Here is an 18,240-nt window from a genome sequence, read left to right as displayed (position 1 = left end):
GCATGAGGGCCTGCGACAGGAGATGCTGGTGCGCGTGGAAGCACTACCGGGGGAGACCCAGGCTGCGGAGCGCCTCAAGCAGACGGCGCTGCGCGACTTCGGCGTCGTCGCGGCGGACGACACACACGACCCGCGCTGGGATGGGTTCCCGTCATACCGCATGGCGATCGACCCGGACGATGCCCCGGTCCCGTTCCTCCTCAAGTATGCGCTCAACCTCGTGGGGTGCCCGGCGTACGGGCCGGGCGAGAAAGTCGCGTGGTGGGTGAACTTCACCTACCGAGGCGAGCGCTGCTCCCTGGCGTTCCAGAAGTTCGGACTGCGCCTCTACCTCCGAACTGAGCGCCCCGAAGAGGAGGCCCTAGAGACGCAGAAGCAGATCACGAAGCAGCTTCGGTCCTCCATGCGCACCATCGAACGACTCATCGTCACTGCTGCCCCCGATCTGTTGGGCAAGGGGGCGGCCACCGTGCGCAACCAGCACGCGTCGCTGCGCCGGGCCTACGACTACTTCCGAGAGCGTGCCGAGCAGCCTGTGCACATCGAGGATGTGGACGAGTCTGGGGAGAGCCCCGGCGGCGGTACGTGGAGGACATTCCGGAGTGGGCAGACCGAGATGCAGCTCAACTCCTTCCACGACATGGTCGCGGCGATCTCCGCGTTCCTGAGCCTGCTGGAACACGACCTCGTGCTGGCGCTCGCCTTCGCGGACTTCGACCCGGACGAGGACGATCTAACCGAGATGATCGGCTCCCGCTGGGGCGAGAAGTGGGATCGCATCTTCGGCAAGGAAGGCGACGCGGGCCGGTACTGGCAGCGGCTCTTCGACGTCGTGGAACGGTGGCGGAATCCCTACTCCCACGGGGGATTCGAGAAGGGCCACGGCGCGACCATCTACCTGCACACTCCCGGGGTGAACGCGGCCGTGCCGATCGGCCTGACTCGGGTCCGGGAGAGTCCGATATTCTCCTTCATCCCCGCTGGGGAGACGGACATCAGCGAGGTCTTCGCTCTCTTCGATGAGATCGAGGCGTTCTTGGGGAAGGAGCACCCGGAGGCGGTCGCGTGGATCGGCTCCGGCCTTGACGTGCGATACGACGAGGACTTCCGCCTTGAACTTGCGCACGCGCTCCAGCACGACCGCTTCGAGCAGATGCTGGAGACTCACGAGTACCAGCACGACATCCACGTCAACATGGACTTCGCGCTTCCCGGCCTCCTGCAGGCGCTAGGTCTGGACTAGAGCGCGGCTTCCTTGCGCCACGGCGCTTCGGCGTCGGCGAGGGTTTCGAGCATCAACTGGCACCAGACCTGAGCCGCGCCGACGACGAGCCGAGCGTGCCGGGGCCGGACCCATTTCGGGACGCTCTCGGCCCCGTGATCGACACCGACCTGATTGCGGATCTCGGTCACACCCTGCGCCAGCGTCACGAGCGATTGGAGCACTTGTCGAAGTGATGCGTTCTCGTCGCTGACGGCTTTCGCGGCGAGGCCCAACGATTCTTGCGCGGCGGTCACGAGCGCGGGCACCTTTGCGGCTTTCGAGTAGGTCTTCCCCCGCTCGGTGAGGACCAGCTTGGCTGTTGACTCGATGAGCGCCTTCGCGGCGCTCACAGCAAGCCGGGGGTCGGTGTCTACGGCCTCGCCGAGACGGGCGAGGTGATCGTGGATCACTCCCGCGTCGGTAAGCGCCGCCAGTGCATCGGCAGTGAAACCCACTGCCGGACCGCTCGGGTCCATGACGGCGAACGTCGTCTCGTCCACCTCGAAGCCCTCGGCCCGGAGAGTTCGCACCCACCGATCAAGATAGGCAGGCTCGAATCCGGGCTCGTTCCGGCGGGTCGCAATCCGTTGCAGAGTGTCGCTGTAGACGCCGGTCAACCTCGCGGCGTGGGACGGGTTCACGAAGTCGATCGAGGCGAGGTAGCGCCGGGTCCGTTCGCGGCGCTCACTCGTGTCGTTGTCGAGGCGTTGTGGCGGGCCGAGCGGGATCTTGTTGTCCTCGAAGAGCGCGTCGATGTCGCGCAGGATCGTGTTGGTGAGTTCCTCCGGGAGAAGCCGGAGCACCTTCTTGCTGAACGTCGCCACACCCAAACGCTAGTCGGCAGATACGGTTCTCGACGTGGAGATAGGCGCCCTCGCGATCAGTGTCGTCGCCCTGCTCGCCGCCGGATGGTCGGCGTGGGGAACTCACCGGCAAGCGCAAGCAACCGAAGTACAGGCGCGAGCGGCCAGTGCCGCCAACGCGATGGCGACGGAGGCTCTCGCGCTCGCCCGCGCAGCCGACAGCCGCGAGCAGACGCGCCAGCACGTCGAAGAACGACCGACCTTCGAGGTCGTCGGCAAGCGTCAGCGCGACAAGCCGTCGCTCATCGACGTGACGATCAGGAACGACGGCCCGCTCACGTACGACGAGGTGATCGTTGCGGCTGATCTGGATGACGCCGACACGAAACGCCTGATTCGTGGACTGAATCGTTCCGAGGAACTCGTCCCCGAATCGGCACTTGGCTCAGTGCAGCCCGGGGAGACACTCTCGGCGGTGCTCGCCCGTACCAACCCCGAACTCGGCGGGAACGCGAAGCTGATCGTGACCGCGAGACGCGAGGGCCGTGAGTGGCGAACGATTCACTACGTGAAGGTCGCAAGCCCGCAGCGCATTATTTCGATGTGAGACGTGCTGTCGGCGGTCGCCGACGTACTTCTGGGCGTGGACGATGCGCACGCTCTGAATCGTGAACTCACTGAGTTACTCCGAGACGCCGGTGAGGCAGCGGGGTTCGAGGTGATCGTCGAGTACCCGCTCCCCGGCGGACGGCTGGATGTCGTGTAGGGCGTGCCGTCGCCGAGCCCGACCAGCTTGTCGAGACGGGTGGCGCCGTCACGCGGCGGAGCCCAAGGGACTGCTCCGCAAGCTGCTGTGACCGGAAGTATTCAGCCGCCTACGGCGATAGTCACGATGATCGCGATGATGGAGGCGACGGCGGCGATCGCGGCGAGAAGGACGCCCGCCTGAGTCCACCGGAGCATCTGCCGCTCTCGGACCTCCGCCGCGTTTGCGCTAGCGATCGAGTGCTCGACCAACTGCTCGATGAGTTCGCGGGTCTCCTTAGTTGACCGCGCAGCCTCCTGAGTTGCCCGTGCCGTGTCCGCAACGTGGTACTTCGCCATGTCGACGGGTACGGCGTGCCTCCACTCGGTCATGTTTCTAGGGTCGCATGTAAGTCCGACACTTCCTGCCAGCGAACCAGCCGTGTCCCAAGATCGCAGCAACCCCGATCGCCCCTTCAGTCGGCGGCGTCAGCTACACTGAACGAACACCAACAGGTACAACAAACACCACGTTTGCGCAGGTCAGAGCACTAGGCTCACTCCCACTCGATGGTGCCCGGCGGCTTCGACGTGATGTCGACGGTGACCCGGTTGACGTCGGCCACCTCGTTGGTGATCCGGGTCGAGATCTTCTCGAGCACCTCGTAGGGCAGGCGCGCCCAGTCGGCGGTCATGGCGTCCTCAGAGGTCACCGGCCGCAGCACGACGGGGTGCCCGTAGGTACGGCCGTCGCCCTGGACGCCGACCGAGCGGACGTCGGCCAGCAGGACGACGGGCATCTGCCAGATGTCGCCGTCGAGGCCGGCGGCGGTCATCTCCTCGCGGGCGATGGCGTCGGCGTCGCGCAGCAGGTCGAGGCGCTCGCGGGTGACCTCGCCGATGATGCGGATGCCGAGGCCGGGGCCCGGGAAGGGCTGGCGCTGGACGATGACGCTGGGCAGGCCGAGCTGGGCGCCGACGGCGCGGACCTCGTCCTTGAAGAGCTCACGCAGCGGCTCGACGAGCTCGAACTCGAGGTCCTCGGGCAGGCCGCCGACGTTGTGGTGGGACTTGATGGTCGAGGTGCCGGCGCCGTGGCCGGACTCGACGATGTCGGGGTAGAGCGTGCCCTGGACGAGGAAGCCGACCTTGGTGCCCTCGGGGGCGCCCTTGATCACCTCGAGCTCGGCGCCCTCGAAGGCGCGGATGAACTCGCGGCCGATGATCTTGCGCTTGGCCTCGGGCTCGCTGACGCCGGCGAGGGCGTCGAGGAACTGCTTCTCGGCGTCGACGATGACGAGCTTGGCGCCGGTGGCGGCGACGAAGTCGCGCTCGATCTGCTCGGTCTCGCCCTTGCGCATGAGGCCGTGGTCGACGTAGACGCAGGTGAGCCGGTCGCCGATCGCCTTCTGCACGATGGCCGCGGCGACCGCGGAGTCGACGCCGCCGGACAGGCCGCAGATGGCGCGGCCGTCGGGGCCGATCTGCTCGCGGATGCGGGCGATCTGCTCCTCGGCGATATTGCCGATGGTCCAGGTCTGGCGGCAGCCGGCGATGTCCCAGAGGAAGTGCTCGAGGATCTTCTGGCCGTGCTCGGAGTGCAGCACCTCGGGGTGCCACTGGACGCCGGCCAGGCCGCGGTCGACGTTCTCGAAGGCGGCGACCGGGGTGACCTCGGTCGAGGCGAGGACCGTGAAGCCCTCGGGGGCCGCGCTGACCGAGTCGCCGTGGGACATCCACGCGTTGTGCTCGGCGGGGATGCCGGCGAGCAGCGTGCCGGGCAGGCTGGTGGTGACCCGGGTCCGGCCGTACTCGCGGGCGCCGGTCGCCGACACGGTGCCGCCGAGGTGGGCGGCCATGAGCTGGAAGCCGTAGCACATGCCGAACACGGCGGGTCCGGCCGAGAAGATCGCCGGGTCGATCGTCGGCGCGCCCTCGGCGTAGACCGAGGAGGGACCGCCGGAGAGGATGATCGCCTTGGGGTTGCGGGCGACCATCTCGGCCACGGGCATGGTGTGCGGCACGATCTCGGAGTAGACCCGCGCCTCGCGCACCCGGCGGGCGATCAGCTGGGCGTACTGCGCCCCGAAGTCCACCACCAGGACCAGGTCGTGGTCGTGCTCGGGCTGGTTCTCCGCGGCCGCCGTCATGGCCGAATCGTATCGAGGGCGCACCGCACCGCCCGAACCGGCCGGGCGGGACTTTGTACCCAGATATTAAGAGCCTTCACTAAAAGGCGGTAGCGTCCCGCCCGTGACGTGCCTGCCCGCAACCGGCGGTCCGGCCGCCGGCCTGGTGATCCTCGGTGTGCTCCTCGTGGCCGCCGGACTCGTGCTGACCCTCCCCCGACGCTCGACGCGCGTCCTGGTGGCGGCCCTGCTGGTGCTCGGCGTCGCCGGTGCGAGCACGCTGACGCCCACCGAGGCGCAGGCCGCGAGCGCCGACTGCGCCCCCGCATCCCCGGGGCAGCCCGGTCAGCCGGGGCAGCCCGGCACCCCGTCGTCGCCGCAGGGCCTCGGGCCGCACGGCTCCGACCCGGACTTCGAGCCGGCTCCCGGCGCCGACCCCGGGCGTCGGCACACGCTCACCTACCGCGCCGGCGCCGGTGGCACCCTCGGTGGGACGACGAAGCAGCGGGTCCGCCACGGCGGCGCCGGCACCGCCGTCACCGCGCTCCCCCGCGCCGGCCACCGCTTCGTGCGCTGGAGCGACGGCAAGACCGCCAACCCGCGCACCGACCGGTCCGTCACCGCCGACCTGACGGTGACGGCCACGTTCGCCGCGAAGACCTACCGGGTCCGCTACCTCGCCGGCCCCGGCGGCGCCCTCACCGGCGCCACCGACCAGCGGGTCGCGCACGGCCGGGACGCCACCCCCGTCACCGCCGTCTCCGGCGCCGGCCACCACTTCGTCCGCTGGAGCGACGGCAGCACCGCCAACCCCCGCACCGACGCCGCCGTGGTCGCCGACCTGAGCGTGCGCGCCGAGTTCGCGCGGACCGTCGTCCGCCTGCAGTACGTCGCGGGCCCGGGCGGCACCGTGACCGGCGATCTCGACCAGCGGATCGACCGGGGCGCGAGCGGCACCGCCGTGAGCGCGGTCCCCGACGCCGGACGGACGTTCGTGCGGTGGAGCGACGGCAGCACCGACAACCCGCGCACCGACACCGCCGTCCTCGCCGACGCGACGCTGACGGCCGTGTTCGCCGCGCGGACCTACGTCCTCACCTACCTCCCCGGCCCCGGCGGGTCGCTCAGCCCGAGCGCACCGCAGCTGGTCGAGCACGGCGCCGACGGACCCGCCGTGACGGCGACCCCGTCCCTCGGCTACCTCTTCGTGCGCTGGAGTGACGGCAGCACCGCCAACCCCCGCACCGACACCGCCGTCACCGCCGACCTGAGTGTCAGCGCCGAGTTCGCCCTCGACACCCACACCGTCAGCTACGCCGCCGGCCCCGGCGGCAGCATCGGCGGGACGACGCCGCAGACGGTCGACCACGGGACCGGCACCACCGCGGTGACCGCCGTCCCCGACACGGGCTTCCGCTTCGTCCGGTGGAGCGACGGCGGCACCGCCAACCCGCGCTCCGACTCCCCGGTCACGGCCGACCTGTCGGTGACGGCCGAGTTCGCCGTGCAGACCTACCGGGTGCGGTACCTGGCCGGAGCGGGCGGCTCCGTGACCGGGGACGCCGACCAGACGGTCGACCACGGGACCGGCACCACCGCGGTGACCGCGGCCCCCGACGCCGGCTTCCAGTTCGTCCGCTGGAACGACGGCAGCACCGCCAACCCGCGCACCGACGCCGCCGTCGTCGCCGACCTCACCGTGACCGCGGAGTTCGAGACCAGCATCGCGCTGGCGGCGCAGGGCCACACGAGCGGGAGCGTGCCGGACCCGACGGCCCGCACCGTCAGCCTGCGCAACCCGGACGCCACGACCGCCGAGTACGTCCTGATCCCCACCAATCTCGGACCGCAGGGCACCCAGCTCACGGTGAGCGTCACCGGGAACGCCGCAAGGGCCGCGGTGGCTCCGGGCGGCACCACCAACGCGGCCGACCCGCACGCCTCGGCCCGGCGCGGCGCCGTCGCACTGGTCGAGGCCCGGCGCGGTCAGAGCACCTCGGACACCCCCCTCGCTCCGCCGGCACGAGTGCCGGCCGGCGCCGTGCCCACCGTGGGGCAGACGATGACGCTCAACCGCGACCCGTCGAACACCTGCACCACAGGCACGGCCGCCGCCGCCACGGTCCGGGCCGTCGGCGACCACGTCGTCCTCATCGCGGACGACGCGAACCCGGTGGGCGGATTCGACGCCACGGACTACGCCGACCTGCTCGCCTCGCTCGAGGCCGTCGCGACCGCCGTCACCGACGTGCTGGGCGACGTCCCCGACGTCGACCGGAACGGCCGGGTCGTCGTCTTCGTCACCCGTGGTGTCAATGAGCTCAGCCCGCCGGCCAGCAGCCAGGTCGAGATCGCCCGCGCCCTGCCGCGTGACCTGCTCACGCAGACCGAGTGCGCCACCAGCAACGTCGGCGAGGTCGTCTACGCGCTGGCGCCCGACCCGACGGGTGCCGTCAACTCCAACGTCCGCACCCTGAGCTTCGCGAAGGGTCAGCTGCCGGCGGCCTTCGCCCACGAGCTCGCCCACCAGATCATGGACGGCGAGCGGCTCGCCGCCGGCACTCCCCTCGACGGCACCTGGCTCGCCGAGGCCGTCGCCGACATGGCGATCGAGACCGCCTTCTACCCGCTCACCACCGGGCTCGATCCGCTGCAGAACATCCGGCTGAGCATGCTCACCACCGGACCGAACGCCGGCACTCGGGTCGCCGCGTTCAACGGCTTCGTGAACCTGAACTTCGGCCGCTACCGCGCCTGGCTCCAGGCGCCGACGGCCAACCCGATCCTCGGGCCGGACGACACCGTGAGCCTGGCCACCCGCGGCGGCGCGTGGGCCTTCCTCGGCTACGCGGCGGACCGGCGGGCCGGCGGCTCCGTGAGCGCCCGCAACGCCTTCCTGCGCTCCCTCGCGACCGGCCCGGAGACGGGCACCGGACGCCTGGCCGCGGCCCTCGGCACGGACCCGGCCGCGTGGCTGCAGGACTTCGCCGTCGCAGCCTTCACCGACGACCGGGCCGGCCTGGCTCCGCTGGGGACGAGTCCGCCGTTCACGATGCCCTCCTGGGACTTCCCGTCCGTGTTCGGCGGCCTCGGCGGCTTCCCGCTCGCCACGGCGGCCCTCGACGCCGGCGGGAGCACCACCAACACCTACGCCTCCCACGGCGGCTCGCGCTATGTGCTGTTCGACATCGCGGCGGGCGCGACGGCGACGGTGACGGTGACGCTGACGGCGCTCACCCCCGCCGACCCGACCATGGGCTACCGGATCGTCCGCCTGCGCTGAACCCCACCGGCCGGCCCGGAAAACGCACCAGGGCCCGGCCGGGGAGGGAGGGTGGCCGGGCCCTGATTGTCCACGCAACTGATGGACAGTGCCTGGACCGAGCCCGGGCTTCGGGAGGGAGCGTGAATTCCCGGGCTCGCTCAGTTCAACGACCCCGTGTGGGGTGGGTTACGCAGGGTCCGGACAACTTCGACAAAAGTTCTGGGGCGGCCCCAGGATCTCCCGAGACCGCCCCACGAGGCATCAGCTTTCGCTCAGCTCACACCCACGATGGGCAGCCGCAGGGCCGCCGGGGCGTCGTCCGGGACGACGGGCGCCTGCGGGGCGACCGGCTCGATCCGCGCGTACGACGCTCCGAGCGCCGGGCGGGAGTCCGCCTCGCCCTTGTTGGGCCAGAAGGCCATCGCCCGCTCGGCCTGGGCGGTGATCGTCAGCGACGGGTTGACGCCCAGGTTGGCCGAGATCGCCGAGCCGTCGACGATGTGCAGCCCGGGGTGCCCGAACATCCGCTGGTAGGGGTCGACCACGCCGGTCTCGGGGCTGTCGCCGATGGTGCAGCCGCCGATGAAGTGGGCGGTCAGCGGGCGGTTGAATGGCTCGCCGATGGTGCCGCCGGCGGTGCCGCCGCCCATCACCGCGGCCATCCGCCGTACGGCGTCGTTGGCGGCGGGGATCCAGGTCGGGTTGGGCTCGCCGTGGCCCTGCTTGGAGGACAGGATCCACTTGCCGGCGACCTTCTTGGGGAAGGTCGTGATCGAGTTGTCGACCGACTGCATCACCAGGGCGATGACGACCCGCTCGGACCAGTGCTTGACGTCGTAGAGGTCGCGGACCCGGCGGCGCTCCTTCCACAGCTCCTTGAGCCACACCTTCCAGCGCGGGTCGGGCCCGTCGCCGTCGGTGAGCACGGTCTGCATGAGCGACATGGCGTTACTGCCCTTGCCGTAGCGCACCGGCTCGATGTGGGTGTGCTCGTCGGGGTGCCACGACGAGGTGATCGCGACGCCCTCGGTGTAGTCGACGTCGGCGCCCTGGGGCGCGATCGCGCCGAGGATCGACTCGGAGTTGGTCCGGGTCAGGTGACCGAGGCGGTCCGAGACGTGGGGCAGGTCGCCCTCGGCCTTGAGCCGGTGGAGCAGCTTCTGGGTGCCGAGGGCGGCAGCGGAGAAGACGACCTGCTCGGCGGTGTAGGTCTTGGTGGCGGTGCGCCGCGAGAGCTTGGCCTTGGTCCAGCGCGTGTCGACCTGGTAGCCCCCGCCGGCCAGCGGCCGGACCCGGGTCACCGTGGTCAGCGGGTGCACCTCGGCGCCGTTCTGCTCGGCGAGGTAGAGGTAGTTCTTGACCAGCGTGTTCTTGGCGTTGTGCCGGCAGCCGGTCATGCACTCGCCGCAGTCGCGACAGGTGTTGCGCTGCGGCCCGGCGCCGCCGAAGTAGGGGTCCTCGACCTGGGCGCCGGCCTCCTGGCCGGGACCGCCGAAGAAGACGCCGACCGGCGTGGCGTGGAAGGAGTCGCCCACCCCCATCTCGTCGGCGACCTTCTTCATCACCTCGTCCGAGGGCGTCATCCGCGGGTAGGTGACCACGCCCAGCATCCGCTTGGCCTGGTCGTAGTACGGCGCCAGCTCGTCCTTCCAGTCGGTGATGTGGGCCCACGACGGGTCGGTGTAGAACGGGTCGAGCGCCTCGTAGAGCGTGTTGGCGTAGACCAGGGAGCCGCCGCCGACGCCCGCGCCGGCCAGGATCAGGCAGTCCTTGACCATGTCGATGCGCTGGATGCCGTAGCAGCCGGCGGACGGGGCGTAGAGGTACTTCTTGAGGTCCCAGGAGTTGTCGGCGAAGTCGTCGTCGCTGAACCGCGCGCCGGCCTCGAGGACACCGACCTTGTAGCCCTTCTCGGTCAGCCGCAGCGCGGTGACCGAGCCGCCGAAGCCGGAGCCGATGACGAGGACGTCGTAGTCGAAGTCGGTCATCGGTTCACGCCCGTCCGAGCTTGTCCATGATCCGCAGCGAGGCGGACATGAACTTGGCGTAGCCCTCGTCGGACATCCCGAGCATCGGCCCGAAGCGGATCAGCCGCTGGGTGGCGACCGACTGGGTCTCGGTGTAGCGGTGGATGCCCTCGGCGCCCTGGCGCCGGCCCATGCCGGACTCGCGCATGCCGCCCATGGGGGCGTCGATGCTGGCGAAGGTCGCGCCGAAGGCCTCGTTGACGTTGACCGTGCCGCACTTGATCTGGCGCGCGACCTGGCGCCCGCGCTCGGTGTCGCGGGTGTAGACCGAGCCGTTGAGGCCGTACTCGCCGTCGTTGGCCCGCGCGATCGCGTCGGCCTCGTCGTGGAAGCGGTAGATCGAGACGACCGGGCCGAAGGTCTCGTTGCCGAAGCAGGTCATCTCGGGGGTGACGCCCTCGAGGATCGTCGGCTCGAAGTAGTAGGGCGCCAGGTCGGGCCGCGCCTTGCCGCCGGCCAGCACCCGGGCGCCCTTGGCGACCGCGTCGTCGACGTGGGCGGTGACCGTCTCGAGCTGGTCGGCGGAGATGAGCGTGCCCATGTCGGCGTCCCAGTCGAGCGTGGCGCCCAGGCTCATCGCCTTGGTGCGGGCCACGAAGCGCTCGACGAAGCGGTCGTAGACCGCGTCGGCGACGAACATCCGCTCGGTCGAGACGCACAGCTGACCGGCGTTGGAGAAGCAGGCCCGCACCGCGCCCTCGGCCGCGCGCTCGATGTCGGCGTCGCGCAGCACCAGGATCGGGTTCTTTCCGCCGAGCTCGAGCGAGCAGCCGATGAGCCGCTCGGCCGCCTGCTTGGCGATGATCTTGCCGGTCGCGGTGGAGCCGGTGAAGCAGATGTAGTCGGCGCGCTCGATGATCGGCGTCCCGAGCTCACGCCCCGGGCCGGCCACGACCTGCCACAGGTCGCGCGGGAAGCCGGCGTCCTCGAGCAGCTGGGCGCCCAGCAGCGCCGAGAGCATGGTCTGGGCGTCGGGCTTGGTGACCACGGCGTTGCCGGCGAGCAGCGCGGGGAGGCCGTCACACAGCGCCATGGTGAACGGGTAGTTCCACGGCGAGATGATCCCGACGACGCCCTTGGGCACCCGGTTGAGCTCGACCCGGGTGAGCACCGGGACGACGCCCGGCCGGCGCTCGGTGTCGAGGTGGCGGTGCGCCGTACGGGCGTAGTAGCGGGCGGTCAGCGCGATGTGCAGCGGCTCGTCGAAGGCGTGCTTGCGGGCCTTGCCGGACTCGAGCTGGATCAGGTCCATGATCTCGTCCTGGCGGTCGAGCACGATGTCGTGGAGCCGGTGCAGGATCCGCGAGCGCTCGTCGATCGAGACCCGCGCCCAGGCCGCCTGGGCCACCCGCGCACGCCGGAACGCCTCGGCGACGTCCTCGGTGCTCGACTGCGGGATGTTGGCCACCGGCGCCCCGTTGATCGGCGAGTGGACCTGGGTGGTCCGGCCCGTCGTCGCGAGGATCCGGTCGGTCAGCCGGGCGACGTAGTCCGGCTCGAGGGCGTACGACGCCCGGGGGTCGTGCTCGGGGTCGTGGGGGCCCTCCACGACGGGGCCGCCGGAGGCGCCGGAACCGGGGATCGCTTCGCTCATGTGACGAGCGTAGGTGAGCAGGGTCACCTACGGCTACCGATCGGTAACGGATGTGTGGCTTTACACATCTCGTCTTGATGTCAAGGGACTACATCGGGGGCGCCGCGAGGTACACCGACTTGGCCTCGGTGTACTGCGCCAGGCCCTCCGGCCCGAACTCGCGCCCCAGCCCGGAGGCCTTGAAACCGCCGAACGGCGCCGCGAAGTCCATCGTGTAGGTGTTGATGCCGTAGGTGCCGGTGCGCACCCCGCGGGCGACCTCGAGGCCGGCCTCCTGGTCCGCGGTCCACACGGTGCCGGCCAGGCCGTACTCGGAGTCGTTGGCGATCCGGATCGCGTCGGCCACGTCGTCGTAGGCGATGACCGAGAGGACCGGGCCGAAGATCTCCTCCTGGGCGATGCGCATCTTGTTGTCGACGCCGGCGAAGACGGTGGGCCGGACGTACCAGCCGCGGTCGAGACCCTCGGGACGACCCTCGCCGCCGACCAGCAGCTGGGCGCCCTCCTCCTGCCCGATCCGGATGTACGACGCCACCCGCTCCTGCTGGCGCTGCGCGACCATCGGACCGATCTCGGTCGCCGGGTCGAGCGGGTCGCCGACCTTCATGGCGCCGATCGCCGAGGCGAGGGCGGCGGCGAAGGCGTCGTGCCGCTCGCGCGAGACGAGCACCCGGGTCTGGGCGACGCACGCCTGGCCGGAGTTCATCACGCCGAGGAACTTCAGGCCCTCGATCGCGGCGGCCTCGTCGGCGTCGTCGAGGATGATCGCGGCGGACTTGCCGCCGAGCTCGAGCGAGACCCGCTTGAGCTGCTCGCCGCAGATCGCGCCGATCTTGCGGCCCGCGGCGGTCGAGCCGGTGAAGGCGACCTTGTCGACGCCGGGGTGGCGCACGAGGTGCTCCCCCACCTCGCGGCCACCGGCGACGATCGAGACGACGCCCTGGGGGACGCCGGCCTCGACCAGGAGCTCGGCGAGCAGGTAGCCGTCGAGCGGGGTCTCCGGCGCCGGCTTCACGACCACGGTGCAGCCCGCGAGGAGCGCCGGGACGACCTTGGACAGGATCGTGAACTGCGGGACGTTCCACGGCGGGATCGCCGCGACGACGCCGACCGGCTCGTGGCGCACGACGACATCCGCGCCGAGCACGCCGGGACGCCGCTCCTCCCACGGGAACTCCCGCGCGATGCCCAGGAACGCCTCGATCTGCATCCAGGGCGCGGGCGCCTGGGCCAGCGAGCTGAACGAGATGGGCGAGCCCATCTCGGTGGAGATGATGGTCGCCATCTCGTCCAGCTTGGCGGCGTACAGGCCGGAGAGGTTCTGCACGACCTCGATCCGCTCGGCCGGGCTCATCCGCGGCCACGGTCCCTCGTCGAACGCCCGGCGGGCGGCGGCGACCGCGGCGTCGATGTCGGCTTCGCTGCCCTCGGGGACGCGGGCGACGACCTCCTCGGAGTGCGGCGAGACCACCTCCAGCACGGCGTCGGTGGCGGGCGTGGCCCAGGTGCCGCCGATGAAGAGGGCGTCGCGGTCGAGGGTCATGTCGTGCTCCTAGTCGAGGTGGTGCGGGTCGTGCGGATCAGGGGGCGAGGGTGAACCAGTCGGCGAAGCCGCTGGGGTCGTGCCGGCCGAGGGCGCCGTGCTCGAAGAGCCCCCATCCCTCCGAGCCGTCCGGTACGCCGGCCCCGGGGCCGTGCACGGTGGCCTGGCCGACGTGGTCGATCACGCCGAACATCACCCGGCCGGCGACGGCCGGGTCGTTCATGTCGTAGGTGAGGCGCTCGGTGAACGCCGGGCCCTTCCACATGCCGTGGGTCCAGTCGGAGTCGCCGCCGTAGCCACCGCCGACGTGGATCGGCACGGGCAGCTTGGAGGTCACCTCCAGCACGAGCTCCTTGCCCTCGGGGGTGGTGCACACGATGGTCGCGCCGGTCGGGACGCGGGTGCCCGAGGTGTAGCGGATCTCGACGCGCGGCCAGCCGAGCTGCTCGACCCGCCCGTCGCGCCAGATCCGGGTGCAGTCGTTGAGCGTGCGGAAGCCGTCCGGGGTCTCCTGGATGATGAGGACGACGCAGAACTCCTCGAAGCGCAGCGGCACATAGAGCCACCACATCCCCTCGAAGGCCGGGTCGGCCGGCTTGCCCGCGGGCGCGGCCTCGCCGACGGGACGGATGCCCCAGGACCGGTCGCGGCTGCCGAGCCAGCGGTCGGGGGTGACCGCGATGTCGGTGCCGTCGACGCTGAGGACGCCCTCCCAGGTGCCGAGCTGGGCGAAGCGCTGCGCGTCGAGCGTCGTACCGGTGCCCTGGCGCATGACGTGCGGCAGCTCCTGGACGACGGGGAACGAGCCCTCCCAGGTCAGGTCCATCGCGATGCCCTCGGTCTCCTCGAGCACCAGGCGGAGCTTGTGGAGCGGCTCGACGACCTCGACCCGGTAGTTGCCGACCTGCTGGGCCATCCGGTCCGCGCCACGCGGGTCGGCGGCGTCGGAGAGGTGGACGGCGGTCTGCTCGTCGCCGCGGCGCAGCAGGACGAAGGCGTCCTTGGTGCCGAGGTTCGGGTAGAAGCCGAGACCGGTGATGAGGAACAGGTCGCCGGTGCGGTCGTGCGCGTTGAGATAGCAGCGGTCGTAGAAGTTGCGGTCGCTGCTGCCGGCCCACGCGACGGGGCGCGGGAGCTGGTGGATCGGATACTCGTCGAGCGGGCCGAGGCCGTAGTACTCGCCGTGCAGGCCGTGGTCGTGGTGGGTGCTCATGCGCCGACCTCCTCGAGGAGCCGCTCGAGGAGCGGTCGGTGGTGGAAGACGGCCTCGGGGTCCTCGGGCCGCTCGATCTCGCCGAAGTGGATCTGGCGTGCGCTGGTGCGCAGGAAGACGCAGCCCCAGTTGACCGCGGCGTGCAGCAGGAACCAGGTGAGGTCACCGGTCTCGACGCCGGTCAGCTCGCGATAGGTCGCCACGACGTCGTCGGGCGCCAGGAACTCGGGCATGCCGGGCAGGCCGAGCATGGTCGCGATCTCCTGGAAGACCTGGTGGGCGAAGACCAGCCAGGCGAGGTCCATCTCGCGCGGCCCCAGGGTGGCCATCTCCCAGTCGAGGACGGCGACCGGCTCGAAGTCGCGGTACATCATGTTGCCGATGCGCGAGTCGCCCCACACGAGGACCGGCTCGCCCTCCTCGGCGGGCAGGTTCGCCTCGAGCCAGGCCAGACCGCGCTCGATGAGCGGGGAGCGCGGGCTCGCCTCCGCGGTGGTGATCGCGTAGTCGTACCAGGCGCGGGTCTTGGCGAGGTTGCGCGCGAGCGGAGTCGACCCCTCGTGCCCGGTGACCGCGGGGTCGAGGAAGCCGAAGGTCGTCGCGGCGTCGGGGATGCCGTGCAGCCGGGCCAGGACGTCGACGGTGCTGCGCTGGAGCTGCGCCTGCTGCTCGGGCGAGGCGTCGAAGAGCCAGTTGTCGCCGAACGGGTACGGCAGCACGTCGGGCGGGACCGCGCCGTCGAGACGCTCCATCAGGAAGAACGGGGTGCCGAGCACGTCGCCGGTCGGCTCGTTGAGGCCGACCGCGGGCACCGGGATGCCTGCCAGCTCGCCGGCCAGACGCATCGCGTCGTACTGGTCGGTGAGGCGGTACTCGGCGAAGACCGGGAGGTCGCCGGCCGCCGGGGCCACGCGGGCGACGTACTCGCGGGTGACGCGAGCGCCGTCCTCGGTGGTGGTGATCGCCAGCAGGACCGTCTCGCTCGACATGCCGTTGGTCTGCACACCGTCGTGGAGGGTCACCTCCGGCGCGGCGCCTTCGGGCAGCACGCCGGTGAGCCACTCCTCGAGCCGGTCGTGCACGGCGCCCTGGTCGCGGCTGGAGCGCTGCAGCGTCATCTCGGCGATGTCGGCAGGCAACGGGGACTGGGTCACGGGGGTCCTCCTGGGGGTGAGCACAGCCTGTTAGAACGTGTTCTAACTTGTCAATGGCCGATTACGGTACCCTCGGTAACGAAAGAGGGGAAGGCCTTCATGGGGACCAAAATCGGCCGTCCGCGCGACCCGCGGATCGAGCAGGACGCGCTCGCCGCCGTCCGCTCCCTGCTGGCCGAGGGCGGCTACGCCGCCGTCACCGTCGCCGCCGTCGCGGCCCGCGCCGGCACCACCAAGCCCGCCCTCTACCGCCGCTGGCCCGCCCTCCCCCACCTCGTCCACGAGGCCGCCTTCCCCGGCGAGCTCGCCGGCGAGCTCCACCTCGGCGACGACCTCGCCACCGACCTGGCCGGCATCGTCCGCGGCACCCGCGACGCCCTCTGCGACCCCGTCGCCGCCGCCGCCCTGCCCGGCCTGCTCGCCGAGGTCAGCACCTGGCCCGACCTGCACGCCGCCATGATGCAGCGCTTCGCCGGCGTCTTCCGGGCCCTCGACGAGCGGCTGCGCGCGGCCGTCGTCGCCGGCGAGGCCCACCCCGACGCACGGGCCGACGACCTGCTGCGGCTGATCATCGGCGCGGTGATCTCGGGGGTGCTGCTCACGCCGGGACAGCTCGACGACGCGTGGGTGGAGCGGCTGACGGCGACCTTGGGGCGGAGCCTGCGGCCCTAGAGGCGGGCAGCCGCACCGCCGCAGATCTCGTTCTCATCCGCAGGCAATTCCCGTAAGGTCGGTCCGGCGCAGCGATCCAGCTTCTCGTCGCGAGGTGGCGAGCAGGAGCCGAGCGCCAGCCGATCGGGAGGCTCAGGATGGACAGCGAATTCTTCGCGGCGTTCTACTGCGACATGGTTCCACAGCTCGTCCGGTTCGTCGGTCGCCGACTGCCCACCGACAGCGCCGAAGACGTCGCCCACGACACGATGATCACGCTCTGGCGCAAGGACCCCCCGTCTCCCGGCGACGACCAGGACCTCGGGCGCCTTCGCGCGCTCGCCTTCCTCATCGCGGCCGGACACGTCCGCAACGCGGAGCGCAAGGCAGCAAGCGAGCGGCGGCTGCTTGAGGCGATCGCAAGCGAGACGGCCCTCCCGCCCGCGAGTACCGACCCCACCGCTGAAGCAGTCCTCTCCGATCGACTGCAGGCCTTGTTGTCGCAGGAGCGCCCCGATGATCGACGCGCCCTCGGCCTTCTCTCCCTCGGATTCAAGACCGCCGAGATCGCGGACGTGCTGGAGGTCTCTCCTAAGGCTGCGTCGATGCGCCTTCGGCGAGCCATCGACCGCCTGCGCCGCGCCCGCACGGAGTCACGATGTCGCGAGGGCGGTTGTCGGGGACTCCCGGCTTGCCTTCCACGCGGGATACCCGCCGGCGAGGGTTCCGACGAGGGCTGTGACCGCCACCGCCGCCGCCCCGACCCATAGGGGCAGGCTGACGGTCCAACCCTGGGAGTGCGCGTAGAAGGCGGTGACGACGTAGCCGAGCAACGCACCGGCCAGTCCTCCCACGGCCGACATGAGCATCGACTCGGCAAGGAACTGTGTGGCGATATTTCCCCGGGTCGCGCCGAGGGCGCGGCGAAGCCCGATCTCGGAACGCCGCTCGATGACGGCGATGATCATGGTGTTGCTGACGCCGACGCCCCCGACGAGTAGGCCGATCGCCGCCAATCCCAGCAGCAGGCGGTTGAGCGTCGCGTCGGCGGTCAGCTGCGCGGCGAGCGCATCCGAGGGCCGGTCGATGCCGACCTGGTCCGGGTGTTGGGGCGATGCGGTGGCGGCCGCCACTTCGGTGACCGGCACGATCTGACGCTCGTCGGCACGCACGTACACCCCGGTCCCGGTGCCGTCGTAGCCGAGGTAGGTCCGGGCAGCCGGCCCCGGCAGCAAGGCTGCACCGTCGAGCTCGGGCGCCAGCTGGAGCGGCCGCAGGACGCCGACCACCACCCACCACTGACCGGGCCGAGAGCTGCCGGGACCATCGATCCACAACCGGGTGCCGGGCGCCTCGACGCCGAGTCGCGCCGCTGCCGCACTGCCGAGGACCACGGTCGGGAATGCGGTGTTGGCCTGGGTGAACCAGTGTCCCTCGCCCACACGTCCACGGAGGGTGCGGAGCAAGGTGGGTGCCGCTGCAGCGACGACGACACTGTTGGTCTTGCCACTGGGGACGTACGGCGACCGGTAGATGCCCACGTCCTCGAAGGCGCCGACACTGCTTGCATCGGTGACCGGCCCGATGTTGCGCAGCATGATCTCGGCCGTCGCCGGAAGCCTGGTGGGTGTCCCCTGGAGGTCCGGCGTCGGCTCCACCCGCAACAGGTTGGTGCCGAGGCGTGAAAGCAGGTCATCGAGCTCGGCGCGGCTCGACTGGGTCACGCCGGCCACGGCGACCATCGCCGCCACCCCGATCGCGATGCCCAGGGCAGAGAGGGCGAACCTGAGGGGGTGTCCCCGCAGGCCCCGCGAGGCAAGGCGGCTGTGATCAGCCAGACGGAGCCGTGCCAC

The 18,240-nt window shown here is 71.0% G+C and carries 16 protein-coding genes; 6 read left to right on the top strand and 10 right to left on the bottom strand.

Features of this window, described 5'->3' with window-relative positions:
* The first annotated feature begins 28 nt into the window (after positions 1-28).
* A complete protein-coding gene (locus M0M48_RS00975; protein WP_257754043.1) occupies positions 29-1,243 on the top strand; it encodes a hypothetical protein in 1,215 nt (404 codons plus the stop codon).
* Here M0M48_RS00975 and M0M48_RS00970 read toward each other — a convergent pair.
* The gene (locus M0M48_RS00970) at positions 1,240-2,088 is read right to left on the bottom strand and encodes an abortive infection family protein (RefSeq protein WP_257754042.1); all 849 of its coding nucleotides are present in this window, start codon (positions 2,086-2,088) and stop codon (positions 1,240-1,242) included. The genes M0M48_RS00975 and M0M48_RS00970 overlap by 4 nt on opposite strands.
* A gap of 34 nt (positions 2,089-2,122) precedes the next feature.
* On the opposite strand from M0M48_RS00970, the gene M0M48_RS00965 reads away from it, so the two are divergent.
* Positions 2,123-2,674 (top strand): hypothetical protein, encoded by a 552-nt coding sequence (locus M0M48_RS00965; protein ID WP_257754041.1) that lies wholly within the window; start codon positions 2,123-2,125, stop codon positions 2,672-2,674.
* Positions 2,675-2,677: 3 nt separating this feature from the next.
* Positions 2,678-2,833, top strand: coding sequence for a hypothetical protein (locus M0M48_RS00960; RefSeq protein WP_257759291.1), 156 nt, complete (start codon positions 2,678-2,680; stop codon positions 2,831-2,833).
* 101 nt (positions 2,834-2,934) lie between these two features.
* Here the strand turns inward: M0M48_RS00960 and M0M48_RS00955 are convergent, their stop codons facing one another.
* Together M0M48_RS00955 and guaA are read right to left on the bottom strand one after the other, a co-directional pair.
* Positions 2,935-3,204: a hypothetical protein gene (locus tag M0M48_RS00955; RefSeq protein ID WP_257754040.1), complete on the bottom strand. Its 270-nt coding sequence runs from the start codon at positions 3,202-3,204 to the stop codon at positions 2,935-2,937.
* 164 nt (positions 3,205-3,368) lie between these two features.
* Positions 3,369-4,961 (bottom strand): glutamine-hydrolyzing GMP synthase, encoded by a 1,593-nt coding sequence (gene guaA, locus M0M48_RS00950; protein WP_257754039.1) that lies wholly within the window; start codon positions 4,959-4,961, stop codon positions 3,369-3,371.
* A 103-nt stretch (positions 4,962-5,064) separates the two neighbouring features.
* Between guaA and M0M48_RS00945 the strand changes: the two genes are divergently transcribed.
* Positions 5,065-8,223, top strand: coding sequence for an InlB B-repeat-containing protein (locus M0M48_RS00945; RefSeq protein WP_257754038.1), 3,159 nt, complete (start codon positions 5,065-5,067; stop codon positions 8,221-8,223).
* A gap of 254 nt (positions 8,224-8,477) precedes the next feature.
* Here the strand turns inward: M0M48_RS00945 and M0M48_RS00940 are convergent, their stop codons facing one another.
* The 5 genes from M0M48_RS00940 to M0M48_RS00920 form a co-directional block, all read right to left on the bottom strand.
* Positions 8,478-10,193: a GMC oxidoreductase gene (locus M0M48_RS00940; protein ID WP_257754037.1), complete on the bottom strand. Its 1,716-nt coding sequence runs from the start codon at positions 10,191-10,193 to the stop codon at positions 8,478-8,480.
* A 4-nt stretch (positions 10,194-10,197) separates the two neighbouring features.
* Positions 10,198-11,826: a succinic semialdehyde dehydrogenase gene (locus tag M0M48_RS00935; protein WP_215813084.1), complete on the bottom strand. Its 1,629-nt coding sequence runs from the start codon at positions 11,824-11,826 to the stop codon at positions 10,198-10,200.
* A gap of 88 nt (positions 11,827-11,914) precedes the next feature.
* Positions 11,915-13,369 carry an aldehyde dehydrogenase gene (locus M0M48_RS00930; protein ID WP_257754036.1) on the bottom strand — a complete coding sequence of 485 codons (1,455 nt, stop codon included), beginning with the start codon at positions 13,367-13,369 and terminating at the stop codon, positions 11,915-11,917.
* Positions 13,370-13,406: 37 nt separating this feature from the next.
* Complete coding sequence (locus tag M0M48_RS00925) at positions 13,407-14,582, bottom strand: hypothetical protein (protein ID WP_257754035.1); 1,176 nt, start codon at positions 14,580-14,582, stop codon at positions 13,407-13,409.
* Positions 14,579-15,736, bottom strand: coding sequence for a phosphotransferase family protein (locus M0M48_RS00920; RefSeq protein WP_257754034.1), 1,158 nt, complete (start codon positions 15,734-15,736; stop codon positions 14,579-14,581). Before M0M48_RS00920 ends, M0M48_RS00925 begins: the two co-directional genes overlap by 4 nt.
* Positions 15,737-15,835: 99 nt before the next feature.
* Between M0M48_RS00920 and M0M48_RS00915 the strand changes: the two genes are divergently transcribed.
* A complete protein-coding gene (locus M0M48_RS00915) occupies positions 15,836-16,408 on the top strand; it encodes a TetR-like C-terminal domain-containing protein (RefSeq protein ID WP_215813088.1) in 573 nt (190 codons plus the stop codon).
* Here M0M48_RS00915 and M0M48_RS00910 read toward each other — a convergent pair.
* Complete coding sequence (locus M0M48_RS00910; RefSeq protein WP_257754033.1) at positions 16,405-16,650, bottom strand: hypothetical protein; 246 nt, start codon at positions 16,648-16,650, stop codon at positions 16,405-16,407. The two genes, M0M48_RS00915 and M0M48_RS00910, sit on opposite strands and share 4 nt — an antisense overlap.
* Here M0M48_RS00910 and M0M48_RS30980 point away from each other — a divergent pair.
* Positions 16,546-17,157, top strand: a complete 612-nt coding sequence (locus M0M48_RS30980; RefSeq protein WP_374587127.1) for an RNA polymerase sigma factor — start codon at positions 16,546-16,548, stop codon at positions 17,155-17,157. The genes M0M48_RS00910 and M0M48_RS30980 overlap by 105 nt on opposite strands.
* Here M0M48_RS30980 and M0M48_RS00905 read toward each other — a convergent pair.
* The gene (locus M0M48_RS00905; RefSeq protein WP_257754032.1) at positions 17,041-18,240 is read right to left on the bottom strand and encodes an ABC transporter permease; all 1,200 of its coding nucleotides are present in this window, start codon (positions 18,238-18,240) and stop codon (positions 17,041-17,043) included. The two genes, M0M48_RS30980 and M0M48_RS00905, sit on opposite strands and share 117 nt — an antisense overlap.

The organism is Pimelobacter simplex, assembly GCF_024662235.1.
Taxonomy (GTDB): Bacteria; Actinomycetota; Actinomycetes; order Propionibacteriales; family Nocardioidaceae; genus Nocardioides.
Note: the sequence above shows the minus strand (reverse complement) of the source record. Positions and strands in the feature narration are given on the sequence as shown.